Below are 13,657 nucleotides of genomic sequence, written 5' to 3'. Positions count from 1 at the left end.
TAAGCCCGCCAGCGCAGATGGTACTGCATTTTGTGGGAGAGTATGTCGCCGCCTTTCTTTAATCTGAAATATTTTCAGATTCTTTTAAAACCCCTTCATCATTCGATGAAGGGGTTTTTTTTTTGCTCTTTTTTTACAACTATCTTATTGCTTTAAGAAAGTAATGGACGAAAGGATTTAATGAAAAGAGTGAAGATTGGAATACTACTTATGTTGACTATTCTGAATATTAAAAAATTAAATGTTTCAAAGTTTAAAGGCAATGTTCTAAGAATATTAGAGTTAATATTGGGTAATAATGCATATTAAAGATATGATTATTAACTTTTGACTACTTTAAGAAAGATCCAAATAAAACAGCAATATTGATTGAAGTGTCTTTTGATTCAAGTACATTTTTTGATGAATATGGTTGTTTCATTGGTGTTTTGATGATAAAAAAAATGTGAAATTGACAACTTATAATGAGTGAAAACATAAAAAGTCGGTAAGGATTTGTACCCTTACCGACTTTTTAATTAATCTATTTTTATTAAAGTTTTATCTTAATACAGCTCCAAGTTCTGTTTCAAAATTCTTTTGTAGTTTACTCATAATTTTATCAATTTGAGTATCTTCTAAAGTTTTGCTATTATCTTGAATGATGAAACTCAAAGCATAAGATTTTTTGCCTTCAGGTAGGTTTGAACCTTCGTATACATCAAAAAGACTAATTTCCTTTAGTAATGATTTTTCTGTTTGGCGTGCCACTTTGTAGATGTTATCAAAAGAAACCTCATTGTCTAATAGCAAAGCTAAGTCTCTTCGAACTTCTGGATATTTTGGTATTTCAGTATATTTTGTTTTGCTTGAAACCAATTTTAAAACTAAATTCCAATTGAAATCAGCATAAAAGACCTCTTGTTTGATTCCAAAATGTTTTAAAATTGATTTTTTTACCACGCCAAATTCAACTAAATTATCTTGGCCTAAACCGAGAGCTACTCCTTCAGAAAAAACATCAGAAGTAATAGGTAAACTATTTGTTTTTTGTATGCCTAACTTTTCTAAAATTGCAACAACATAACCTTTGAATAAAAAGAAATTCGAAGGCTGTAGGGTATGAGTCCAATTTTCTTGATTTCTATTACCTGTTTGAAATAGAGTTAAATGTTTTTTTTCTTCATAACCAGAAGAGTAGTTATGATATGACTTTCCAAATTCAAACAGTTTTAAATCTGATTTTTTTCTATTTATATTATAAGACAACGCTTCAAGACCAGAAAAAAGTAAAGATTGACGCATTGTTGATAAATCACTACTTAAAGGGTTAAGCATGGTTACGTTGTGTTCATCATTAAGTACTTCAGAAAGTTGCGTGTACGAAGCAGTTGTCAAAGAATTGGCCATCATTTCGTGAAAGCCTTGGGCGTTTAATTGAGCTGCTACGGTATTTTGTACTTTGTAATCTTCGGTTCTAGGAGAGTTGGAAACAGATGCGTTTATTTTCTTAGAAAGAGCAATATTATTGTATCCATAAACTCTCAAGATTTCTTCAATTACATCAATTTCTCTCTGTACATCAACTCGATATGATGGGATAGTTAATCCTAATCCAGCATCAGAAACACTATTTACTTTTATCTCAAGTGAGGCTAGAATTTGCTTAATGGTATCTTTTGGTAATTCTTGACCGATAATTTTAGCAACTTTACTAAAGTTTAAGAAAACTGTGAAGTCTTCTATTTTCTTTGGATAGATATCAACGATATCCGAAGTTATCTCACCACCTGCAACTTCTTGAATTAATAATGCCGCTCTTTTTAAAGCGTACTCAGTTATAGTAGGATCAATACCTCGCTCAAAACGGAAAGATGCATCAGTATTTAATTGATGTCTTTTGGCTGATTTTCTGATACTTACCGGGTTGAAATATGCACTTTCAAGAAATATGGACGTTGTATTTTCAGATACTCCTGAATTTTTTCCTCCAAATACTCCTGCAATACACATTGGTCCTTTGTCGTCGCAAATCATTAAATCTTCTTCATGCAAAGTTCTTTCGATATCATCAAGAGTAGTAAATTTTGTTCCTGTAGGCAAAGTTTTTACTTGTACTTTTCCGTTAATTTTGTTAGCATCAAAAGCGTGAAGAGGTTGTCCTAAATCGTGTAAAACATAATTGGTTACGTCAACAATGTTGTTTTTCGGATTGATTCCTATTGCTTTCAAACGATTTTGAAGCCATTCGGGAGAAGATTTTACGGTAATTCCAGAAATAGTAACCCCACAATATCTGGGTGCTAATTTATTTTCTTTAACATCTACATCAATTTTTAAAGTTCTTTTGTCTACTCTAAAATTGGTCACAGATGGGGTAATTAATTCTACATTGACACCACTTTGAAGCATTCCAGCTCTAAGATCTCTTGCGGTCCCAAGGTGACTCATAGCATCAGCACGGTTAGGTGTTAATCCTATTTCAAAAACTTCGTCATTTTCAATTTTAAATACAGTGGCTGCTTTAGTTCCTGGAACCAAAGTTTCATCTAAAATCATAATTCCATCATGACTTTCGCCAAGACCTAACTCATCTTCAGCGCAAATCATACCATGACTTTCTTGTCCGCGTATTTTTCCCTTTTTTATGGTAAAAGTATTTCCTTCTTTATCATACAAAATCGTTCCGATAGTTGCAACTGCTACTTTTTGTCCTGCGGCCACATTATTTGCGCCACAAACAATTTGAACGGGAATGCCATCACCTAAATCTACAGTTGTAACCTTTAATCGATCTGCATCAGGATGTTGTTCACAAGTTAAAACATGTCCAACAACGATACCTTCTAAACCACCTTTTACAGATTGATATTTGTCAACTGTTTCGACCTCAAGTCCTAAATCTGTTAATAATGCTGCTGTTTCTTCAGAATTCCAATCAATCTTAATGAATTGTTTGAGCCAATTATATGATATCTTCATTTGTCATTTTTAATAAGAATGCAAATATAAGGATTGCGCTTTGGAGATAGAAACATTTTTATTGTTTTTTGGAAACGGAGGAAGTATAAATTGTAGTTACAACAATTCCTCAATATGTTTTTTTATGTTGGAAGCAATCTTTGCTGTTGGCAAATCATTCGCATCAGAACCAAAAGGATCCTCAATTTCTTCTGCAATCAATTCTAAACTTGCCAAGACATAAAAAATAAAAACAACAACAGGAACTACATAATATCCTAAGCTAAATACATAACCAAAAGGCAAAGTAAGTACATAGATAAAAATGAATTTTTTGATAAATGCACTGTAAGAATAGGGGATAGGCGTGTTTTTGATGCGTTCGCAAGCGCCACATATATCTGTAAATGATTGGATTTCGTTATTTAGAATAATCAGTTGTTCACCAGTTATTTTTTTGGAAATATACAAATCATTGATTTTCTGAAACAGTATTTGTGCTATTTGATTAGGACGGTGTCTATGATGGTCAATTTCTAAATCTACATCATCAAACAGTTGTTGCGCGGTTTCTTCGTCGTTGAGATGCTTTTGCAAAATCGAAGCATAACCAGGAATCATTTTTCTAAAAAACACTTTATCCTTCTCGTCTTGCAAAATAGCAGACAATTTAATAGCTAGGTTTCTACTATTATTTACTAAACCGCCCCACATTTTTCGACCTTCCCACCATCTATCATAGGCTGTATTGGTTCGGTATGCTAGTAACAAAGATATTACGAATCCCAGCATACTGTGCATCATTGAAATATTTTTCACATGACTATCATCGGGTAAATGCCAATATTCAATTTCTAAATATCCTATCGCTGCCGAATAAGCACCAATCAAAAACATAATAGGCGCTAGTTTTCTAAAAGTATCACCTTTACTAAAGAAAAATATAAATTTTATCCAATCTTTGGGGTTATAGGAGGTCATTGTGGTAGAATGAAATATTAATACGAAATGTTTCCTGCTAACTCTTTTAGCGCAATTTCAGATAATTTCGCTTGGTATTGTGCATTGCTATTTCTAACTCTTGCATTTACATAATTCAATTGAGCGGCTCTAAATTCGATGGTAGTTATGGTACCAATTTTTAGCTTATCAATTGTAATAGCAAGATTTTGTTTGGCAATCGCTTCGTTATTTTGCTCCAAATTAATTAATTCTAAATTGGTCAAATAGGTTTGATAAAACGTAGACAACTGCGATTCCAATACTTGAGATTGCTGCTCGATAGCTAGTTTTGTGTTTTCTAACTCAAATTTGGCTATTTTTTCATTTCTATTTTGAGCAAAACCATCAAAGATATTTAAAGTTGCTGAAAAACCGTAATTGAATCCTCTGGCAGAAGATTCTCTAGTAAATCCCAAACTCGATTCGGTATTTTGAAAATTATAACCAGAGTTCAAACTAATTACAGGATAACGATTTGCTTTTACCTGTTTGAGTTGCAATTCCGAAACATTTTTGGCAATAATTTGGGTTTGTAATTGTGGATTTTGCTGTTTAGCTAGTTCAATTAATTGAGTTAAAACCAAAGAATTATCCACTTTGATATCATTCAGAACCGTAAATTCTTTCTTGACATCTCTAGCCAAAATTTGATTCAATTTAATTTTGGTGTTAGCGTACAATTCTTTTTGTCGTAATAGTGTCACTTTATCGGTATTCAAATCTACCTGAGCATTCAAAACCTCTAATTTTGAGGCTTTTCCAATTTTGAATCGGTTTTCAGCCAATTGTAATCGCTGCGATGAAATCAGTAAGGTACTATCAATAGCTATCAATTGCTGTTGTTGTTGCACCAAATCAAAATACGTAGCATTTACTTCGGCAATTTTTAGCAAAATCGTTTGCTTTAATCTTGTCTCTCCTAACTTTTGCAGTTCCTTCAATTGATCGTATCTCGCAAACATTCTTAAACCATCAAAAATGGTCCAATCCAAACTCACACCATAATTCAAACTGTTGTTTTTGGCATTTTTCAACGAATTTACCTCCCCAGTTTGCAAGGTTTGAGAACTGTTTTGAACCCTATTATTGTCCAAGACGGAACCCGTTATCGTAGGCAACATCCCAGCATTTCCCTCAGACATATTGACTTTGTCTATGTTCAGGTTATTACTCGCAATTTTTATTTCGAAGTTATTCTCCAAGGCTATTGCCACCGCGTCTTTTATAGTCAAGACTTCTTGAGCATTTCCTAAAACACTGCAAAGCAATACCAAAAAAGCAATTATATTTTTTCTCATTTCTTATTTTCAACTACCAATTAAATTCTAATTTTCTAATTTGAGGAGCACCACATTTGTTTTCAAAACACGATTCCTCCCGCTATCCGCTATATCTTTTTTTATTTTTGAAAAGAAAAATAAAAAAAGGATGCCGCTACACACGAGCGAAGCGAACTGGCGAAGCAATCGGGGCTAAATCACACTTCTCTTTTTCATAAGACGAATCAAAGACTATTTCGATTCGGCTTCGTATTCTGCAATATGGTCAAATTCAGGATAATGTTTTCTTGCCTTAGACCACATCAAATACAACGCTGGAATTACAAATAAAGTCAACACCAGCGAAAATATGGTTCCTCCCACAATAACAACTCCCATACCAATTCTACTAGTAGAAGCGGCTCCAAGTGACAATGCAATTGGCAAAGCTCCTAACGAAATCGCTAAACTCGTCATCAAAATAGGACGCAAACGCGCTTCAGAAGCTTCCATAATCGCTTCAAATTTCGGTTTGCCTTGTTCTCGTAATTGATTCGCAAATTCTACAATCAAAATACCGTTTTTGGTCACCAACCCAATCAACATTACGGTTCCAATCTGACTGAAAATGTTCCAAGTCTGATTGAACAACCACAATGAAAATAAAGCTCCAGCTACCGCCATCGGAACAGTCAAAATGATAATAAACGGGTCAATAAAACTTTCAAATTGTGCTGCCAAAATCAAAAAGATCAAGATTAAAGCCAATCCAAAAGCAAAGGAAGTATTTGAACTACTTTCCACAAAATCTCGAGATTCTCCACCTAAGTCAGTAGTAAACGTATCGTCCAAAACTTTGGCTTTGATTCTATTCATCGCTTCAATTCCCTCGCCCAAACTTTTGCCTGGCGCTAATCCTGCCGAAACAGTGGCCGACATATAACGGTTGTTGTGATACAATTGCGGTGGATTACTTTGTTCTTGAATGGTCACCACATTGTCCATCTGAATCAATTCTCCTTTGTTGTTTTTGACAAACATAGAAGCAATATCAAGTGGTTTTGTACGGTCTTCTTGGTTGAATTGACCAATGACTTGGTATTGTTTTCCGTTTTGCATAAAATAACCAAAACGTTGTCCGCTCAACGAAAGTTGTAAGGTTTGTGCAATATCCAAAACCGAAATTCCTAAGCTTTCTGCTTTTTCTCTATCGATTGTAACGGTGACTTCAGGTTTGTTGAATTTTAGATTCACATCCGTAATCGCAAAAGTAGAATCTTTAGCAGCTTCTTCCATAAATAATGGAATTTTCTCTTCTAATTTTTTAAAGTTTGGCGCCTGAATAATGTATTGAATAGGCAATCCTCCACGACGGTTCACTGCAATGGTTGGTTGCTCAATCACCGCTGTTTTCGCTTCAGGGAACTGTTTGGTGATTTTAGTTAATTGTTCTGCAATTTCCTTTTGAGAACGCTTCCTTTCTTCTGGTGCTTTTAAGGCAATACGAACACGCCCGCTGTTTACCGTAGAAGCTCCAAAACCTGGTGATGTTATGATAAGCGAAACATTTTTCTCTGGAATAGAATCGTCTACAATTTTAGAGACTTCTTGCATAAAACGGTCCGTATACTCATAAGAAGCGCCTTCTGGGGTAGTCATTGACATTACAATGGCACTTCTGTCATCATAAGGAGCTGTTTCTTTTTTCAAAAGCGAAAAGAAAAGGTAAATCAATCCAAAACAAACAATTAGAATAGGGAAACTCAACCATTTCTTTTTCATAAAACGGCCTAATGATTCCGCATAGTTGCTGTTTAATTTCTCAAAATAAGGTTCGGTCATCAAATAGAATTTTGATTTCTTTTGAACGCCACCTTTCATTAAATAAGCATTTAGCATTGGAGTTAAAGTCAAAGAAACAAAAGCTGAAATTAGTACTGCTGCACCAATCACCACCCCAAATTCCCTAAACAATCGACCCACAAATCCTTCCAAAAATATAACAGGAAGAAATACTGCGGCCAACGTAATCGAAATTGAAATTACCGCAAAAAAGATTTCATTCGACCCTTTTATTGCTGCTTCAATAGGCGACATTCCTTCTTCTACCTTTTTGAAAATATTTTCGGTTACTACAATTCCATCATCAACTACCAATCCTGTAGCCAAAACAATTGCCAACAACGTCAACACGTTAATCGAAAATCCAAAAAGCCACATAATAAAGAATGTTGCAATTAAGGAAACGGGAATATCAATCAACGGACGGAAGGCAATAGCCCAATCTCTAAAGAACAAGTAAATAATTAAGATTACCAGAATGATTGAAATACCAAGGGTTTCAGCTACTTCAATCACCGATTTTTTTACGAAAATCGTACTGTCAATGGCAATGTTTAATTTGATGTCCTTTGGTAAATCTTTTTGCAAAGAATTGTAGACTTTATAAAACTCTTTTGAAATATCTAAATAATTAGCCCCAGGAAGCGGAACAATAGCCACACCCAATAACGGAAGCCCAGATTGACTCATTTTGGTCTCTAGATTTTCAGCACCAAGTTCAGCATTTCCAATATCACTAAAACGGACAATTCTATCGCCCTCACTACGAATGATGATATTATTGAATTCTTCAGGTTTAGAAAGATTACCAACTGTTTTTACTGTTAGATCAGTATTGCTTCCTGTTAATTTTCCTGAAGGTAATTCTACGTTTTGTTTATTTAATGCCGTACGAACTTCAGCTACAGTACACCCATAAGCTGCTAATTTTACTGGGTCAATCCACAAACGCATAGCGTATCTTTTTTGTCCCCAAATTTGAACGCCACTTACACCAGGAATCGTTTCTAGGCGTTGAGCAATTACATTCTCTGCAAAGTCACTTAATTCTAGTGCGTCTCTAGAATCACTTTGTACCGTCATAGAAATAATGGATTCCCCATTGGCATCCGCTTTAGAAACTACAGGAGGAGCATCTATATCTTGTGGTAAACTACGAACGGCTTGTGATACTTTATCACGAACATCATTTGCAGCTTCCTCTAAATCTTTGTTCAAATCAAATTCAATAGTAATGTTACTACTTCCTTGAATACTTGAAGAAGTAACATTTCGAATCCCATCTATAGAGTTTATGGCTTTTTCTAAAGGTTCAGTAATTTGAGATTCGATAATATCTGAATTCGCTCCTGTATAATTCGTTCTCACCGATACTTGAGCAGGGTCGATAGAAGGGAATTCTCGAACTCCCAAAAAACTGTAGCCAATGACTCCAAATAAAATGATAGTCAGGTTTAAAACTATCGTTAAAACGGGTCTTTTTATGCTTATGGTGGATAAACTCATTTGTTTTATTTTTTCTTTTAAAGTCCTTAGAGGTTAGTTCTTAGTTCTTGGTTTTTAGTATATAATCTTCAGTTGTTTATGACTAATTACTAAGGACTAATCACTAATTACAATAAACACTACTTAATAGTAACTTTTACTGGTGTTTCATCTTTCAACGCCATTACGCCTGTGGTCAGTAAAGTATCTCCAGCTTTTAATCCTGAAAGAATCAAGATGGAAGCATCCGTTCTGGTAGAAGCTTCTACTTTTACTTCTTTTGCCATTCCTTTTTCGGAAATGAAAACTTTTTTACCATTTTGAATCGGAACTATTGCTTCCGTAGGGACAATAATTGCATCGTTAATGACATCTAATGGTAATTCGACATTAGCGAAAGTACCAGGGAAAAGCTTTCCTTCTTTATTATCGGCAATAGCTCTAACTTGTAAAGTTCGGGTTGCAGTGGCCACTTCAGGTTCGATAGCATAAACAACGCCGTGGTATTTTTGAGTAGTACCAGAAACTGAAAAAGTGATATTGGTATTTAACTTGATTTGTGAAGCATATTTTTCTGGAACCGAAAAGGTAATTTTTAATTTTCCGATATTAACTAAATTCGCAACTAGAGTAGTAGGGGTAATATAGGTTCCAGGAGAGATGGAACGTAATCCTATTTTTCCAGAAAAAGGAGCTCTTACTGATGTTTTTGCAATTTGAGCTCTAATTAATTGCACTTGGGCTTGCGTCGATTTGTGCTCAGCTCTTGCTACATCATATTCTTCTTGGCTGATGGCTTCTTTTTGTAAAAGCAATTTAGCTCTTCTAGCATTTTCTGCGGCTAGACCTTCTTTAGTTGTTGCTTGAATGAGTTGGGCTTTTAATTCTTGGTCGTTGACTTTAAATAACACTTGACCTTTGTTTACAAAACTTCCTTCTTGAAACGAAATGGCTTCTACAATACCAGAAACTTCACTTCTAATTTCAACTTGTTCATTGGCTTCGATAGAACCTGAAAGGGATAGATTGTTTTTAAAAACTTGGGTTTTAATAACGATTCCACTGACGTTCATCGGTTTGTCTTTTCCTCCTTTGTCTTTTGAATCGCCTCCTTTTTTAGAATTCGAAACTACTCTGTAGGCTATAAAACCACCAATGATAAGTACTAAAAGCGTGTAAACAAGGTTTTTTATTTTCATAAGGTTATTTATTTTTTTTTTTTGGCAATTCTTTGGGTGTGGAAAGCAGTTTGTTTTTAACCTTCTAATGTAAGATAAATTGAATTTTAAACTTGCTTTTTTATTAATTAATTAGATGAGACATCATAAATAATCAATGGTTTAATTGGTTTTTAAAAAAAGTTCAAAAACAAAAGTAAAGCATTTGTAAGAAAGCGATAATAAGAAAAAATAATTTAACATTTGTACATACAAATTAATAAAACAACTCGGAATCGTTTCGTTTTAAATCATAAATTCTTAAAAACAAAGAGAATTTAATAATAGATTTAACTAATATAGTTCCAAATATTTTTTTTCTTGGTAAGTTCCATAAATACCATTCTAAGGATAGTGTTTTCTGGTTTTTGCATAGAAGGGTCGTCATTAAGGACTTTGAAAGCGTAATTTCTAGCCAAAAGCAATATGTCTTTGTCTTTGACCAAATCCGCAATTTGAAGGTTTAAAACGCCGCTTTGTTGGGTTCCCATTATATCTCCTGGTCCGCGTAATTTCAAGTCTACTTCGGCAATTTCAAATCCGTCATTGCTGTTGACCATAGTTTCCATTCTGATTTTACTATCGCTGGTCAGTTTGTGAGAAGTCATTAAGATGCAATAACTTTGTTCAGCACCACGACCCACGCGACCACGCAATTGGTGGAGTTGAGAGAGTCCAAAGCGTTCGGCGCTCTCAATAATCATTACACTGGCATTGGGCACATTTACACCAACTTCAATTACAGTAGTGGCTACCATAATATTTGTTTTTCCATCGGCGAAGCGTTTCATTTCGGCATCTTTTTCTGCAGGTTTCATTTTACCGTGCAAAATCGAAATGGAATAGTAGGGTAGTGGGAAATCGCGTGAAATACTCTCGTAACCATCCATCAAATCTTTAAAATCCATTTTTTCGGATTCCTGAATTAATGGATACACAATATAAATTTGTCGTCCCAAAGCGATTTCATCACGAATGAATTTCCAAACTTTCAAACGGTTGGAGTCAAAACGATGCACGGTTTGAATCGGTTTTCGACCCGGAGGTAATTCATCAATAACCGAAACATCTAAATCGCCATACAAACTCATCGCCAAAGTTCTCGGAATAGGAGTAGCTGTCATCACCAAAACGTGAGGAGGAATGGAGTTCTTTTTCCACAACTTTGACCTTTGTTCAACGCCAAAGCGATGTTGCTCGTCGATTACGGCTAGGCCTAAATTTTGAAACTTCACTTTGTCTTCCAATAGCGCGTGAGTACCAATTAAGATTTGCAAACTTCCATTTTCGAGTTCTTCGTGAATGATTTTTCGTGCCGCAGTTTTGGTTGAACCTGTTAGTATTTTTATGTTGATATTTAAGGTATTGGCAAATTCTGAAAGTCCGATAAAATGTTGATTGGCCAAAATCTCTGTGGGCGCCATCAAGCAAGCTTGAAAACCATTGTCTAAAGCCAAAAGCATACTCATAAAAGCCACAATTGTTTTGCCAGAACCCACATCTCCTTGAAGAAGACGATTCATTTGGGCATTGCTTCCCATATCGGTTCGGATTTCCTTGATTACTCTTTTTTGCGCATTCGTCAAATCGAATGGTAGGTGATTTTGATAAAAATCGTTGAACAATTCGCCTACTTTTGAAAAGGGATGGCCTTTGATTTTGTGTTTGCGAATCAAATTTTTGGTAATCAATTGCAGCTGAATGTAGAATAACTCTTCAAACTTCAGACGGAATTGCGCTTTGGCTAGGGCTTCACTACTTTTTGGAAAGTGAATATTGAATAATGCAGCATTCTTTGGAATCAATTTCAATTCTTCAAGCAAATATTTCGGTAAAGTCTCGGTAAACAAAGCCTGTGTTTCCAAAAACAATTGCTGCATCATTTTGTTGATGACTCTGTTGCTAATCCCTCTGTTGGCCAAAGTTTCGGTAGATGGATACACGGGTTGCATAGCCGAACGCAAGCTTTGTTGGTGCTCAGCGAGTAACTCAATTTCTGGATGCGCTATACTGAACTGACTGCCGTATTGCGTACATTTTCCGAAAACAACACACATTTCATTGAGTTTTAAACTCTCCTTAATCCATTTGTGACCTTGGAACCAATTCAAATCCATTTGTCCTGTCTCGTCAACGAAAGTAGCCACCAAACGTTTTTGGTTTTTACCAAACTCCACCGTTTTGATATGGATGATTTTACCAACAATCTGTACCTCGGCGGTGGTGCCTTGCAATTCATTGATTTTGTAATAACGGGTACGGTCAATGTAGCGATTGGGGTAAAAATTGACCAAATCTCCATATTTGTGAATACCCAATTCTTTGCGAAGTAATGTCCCGCGAGTGGGGCCAACGCCTTTTAAGTATTCGATGGGAGTTTCTAGGAGGTTATTGGACATTTTTGAATTATCGGTTATCAGTTATGAGTTGTCAGTTATGAGTTACTTTCAATTTTTTTTTCGCAAAGCGAAGATACTAGATTGTTTCTAGATTTGGAAATGGGTTTGTTTAGGAAATTCCTTCAATTCACAATATCTTTGGAAACTAAATACTAGAAATATGGTTATTGATAAAATAGAGAATTACCGATTATACAGCCAATTGACTCAACGTTTGGCTAAAGGTTTTGAGTTTATAACTACCACCGATTTAAAGGCTATTGCCTCAGGAAAGCACGATATTGATGGCGAGGCTGTTTTTGCGATTGTACAAGAATATGATACCAAAGACGAATCCGAATGTGTGCTGGAAGGTCACCATAAATACATTGATATTCAATACGTCATCAGTGGAGTGGAGTTGATGGGATTTGCGCCTTTGACCAACCAGAAAATGGTGGAAGAAGACTTAGAAAAGGATTATACATTTTATGAAGGTGATACTTCGTTATTGCGTGTGGAAGAAGGGATGTTTACTTTGTTTTTTCCCGAAGATTTGCACCGTCCTTGTGTAAAAGCTGGTGTGGTTTCGAAAGTAAAGAAAGTAGTGGTGAAGGTTAAAATTTAATTTAAAAAATAATGACAACACACTTAGCGCTCCTCCGTGGCATCAATGTTTCTGGGCATAATATGATTAAAATGGAGGTTTTGAAAACGACTCTTGAAGCCGTTGGTTTTAAGAACGTGCAAACTTACATTCAGTCTGGAAATGTTTTTGTTGATAGTGAAGAGGAAAATCCTGCGAAGGTAGGTTTTGTGATTAAGCAAGAACTATTTAAAGCGCTTGGACTTGAAGTTCCAGTGGTGGTGATTGGGAAATCGGATTTGGAGGCTTGTTTTGCCAATAATTCTTTTTTGAAGGAAAAAGAAGTGGATTTGAAAAAATTGTATGTGGCTTTTGTTTCGATGGAATTGAAAAGTAACAGTATCAATGATTTAAAAATGAGTCAAGTGAAACCCGATGAAGCGCAGATTGATGCTAACAGAATTTACATTAAATACGCTGTGGGCGCTGGGAAAACGAGATTCGACCAAAAATATATTGAAAAAAAATTAAACCTGATTGCTACGATAAGAAACTGGAATACAGTAACTCAGCTTCTTAAGTTGTTCGAAGAAAGATAAAATTTTAAAAAAAATAAAATAATTGACGCAACCTTTTTCGATTATGACAATCTAAGCTAAGAGATGCAGTTTGTAGTAGAATACAATTGTTACCACAATGACTACTTTGGGCTACAGCTTAAATTGTTTATAATTTGATTTTTTGGTTAATTTCAATTATGACGGCACCTTAAAGAGAACTCTAGAGCTTTTGCTTTATTGTTCTCTTTTTTTTAGCCCATTCATCCAAAAAAGTACGGATGTAGCCTCTTAGCCCCGGGAGTAGCGGCATCCTTTGCTTTTTTTCTTTAGAAAAGCAAAGATATAGCGAATCACGGGACCATTGATGGCTAAAAAGCCCCATTCTTCC

General features: G+C 35.2%; 8 protein-coding genes. 2 read left to right on the top strand and 6 right to left on the bottom strand.

From position 1 onward, the window contains the following. Positions 1 to 540: 540 nt before the first annotated feature. The 6 genes from pheT to recG form a co-directional block, all read right to left on the bottom strand. Positions 541 to 2,961 (bottom strand): phenylalanine--tRNA ligase subunit beta, encoded by a 2,421-nt coding sequence (gene pheT / locus ACZ1AQ_RS12670; RefSeq protein ID WP_489633259.1) that lies wholly within the window; start codon positions 2,959 to 2,961, stop codon positions 541 to 543. 96 nt (positions 2,962 to 3,057) lie between these two features. Next, complete coding sequence (locus tag ACZ1AQ_RS12665) at positions 3,058 to 3,921, bottom strand: bestrophin family protein (RefSeq protein ID WP_489633258.1); 864 nt, start codon at positions 3,919 to 3,921, stop codon at positions 3,058 to 3,060. Between the two features lie 17 nt (positions 3,922 to 3,938). Beyond that, positions 3,939 to 5,240 (bottom strand): TolC family protein, encoded by a 1,302-nt coding sequence (locus ACZ1AQ_RS12660; RefSeq protein WP_489633257.1) that lies wholly within the window; start codon positions 5,238 to 5,240, stop codon positions 3,939 to 3,941. 213 nt (positions 5,241 to 5,453) lie between these two features. Further along, on the bottom strand, positions 5,454 to 8,549 hold the full coding sequence (locus ACZ1AQ_RS12655) for an efflux RND transporter permease subunit (protein ID WP_489633256.1): 3,096 nt from the start codon (positions 8,547 to 8,549) through the stop codon (positions 5,454 to 5,456). A gap of 119 nt (positions 8,550 to 8,668) precedes the next feature. Next, positions 8,669 to 9,727, bottom strand: coding sequence for an efflux RND transporter periplasmic adaptor subunit (locus ACZ1AQ_RS12650; protein ID WP_489633255.1), 1,059 nt, complete (start codon positions 9,725 to 9,727; stop codon positions 8,669 to 8,671). Positions 9,728 to 10,035: 308 nt separating this feature from the next. Then, positions 10,036 to 12,144, bottom strand: coding sequence for an ATP-dependent DNA helicase RecG (gene recG / locus ACZ1AQ_RS12645; RefSeq protein ID WP_489633254.1), 2,109 nt, complete (start codon positions 12,142 to 12,144; stop codon positions 10,036 to 10,038). A 160-nt stretch (positions 12,145 to 12,304) separates the two neighbouring features. Between recG and ACZ1AQ_RS12640 the strand changes: the two genes are divergently transcribed. Together ACZ1AQ_RS12640 and ACZ1AQ_RS12635 are read left to right on the top strand one after the other, a co-directional pair. Next, complete coding sequence (locus tag ACZ1AQ_RS12640) at positions 12,305 to 12,751, top strand: NanQ anomerase/TabA/YiaL family protein (RefSeq protein WP_489633253.1); 447 nt, start codon at positions 12,305 to 12,307, stop codon at positions 12,749 to 12,751. A gap of 11 nt (positions 12,752 to 12,762) precedes the next feature. Beyond that, positions 12,763 to 13,308 (top strand): DUF1697 domain-containing protein, encoded by a 546-nt coding sequence (locus ACZ1AQ_RS12635; protein ID WP_489633252.1) that lies wholly within the window; start codon positions 12,763 to 12,765, stop codon positions 13,306 to 13,308. Positions 13,309 to 13,657 lie beyond the last annotated feature (349 nt).

This window comes from Flavobacterium sp. UM26 (assembly GCF_057922445.1).
This window is presented reverse-complemented; position numbering and strand designations above follow the sequence as displayed.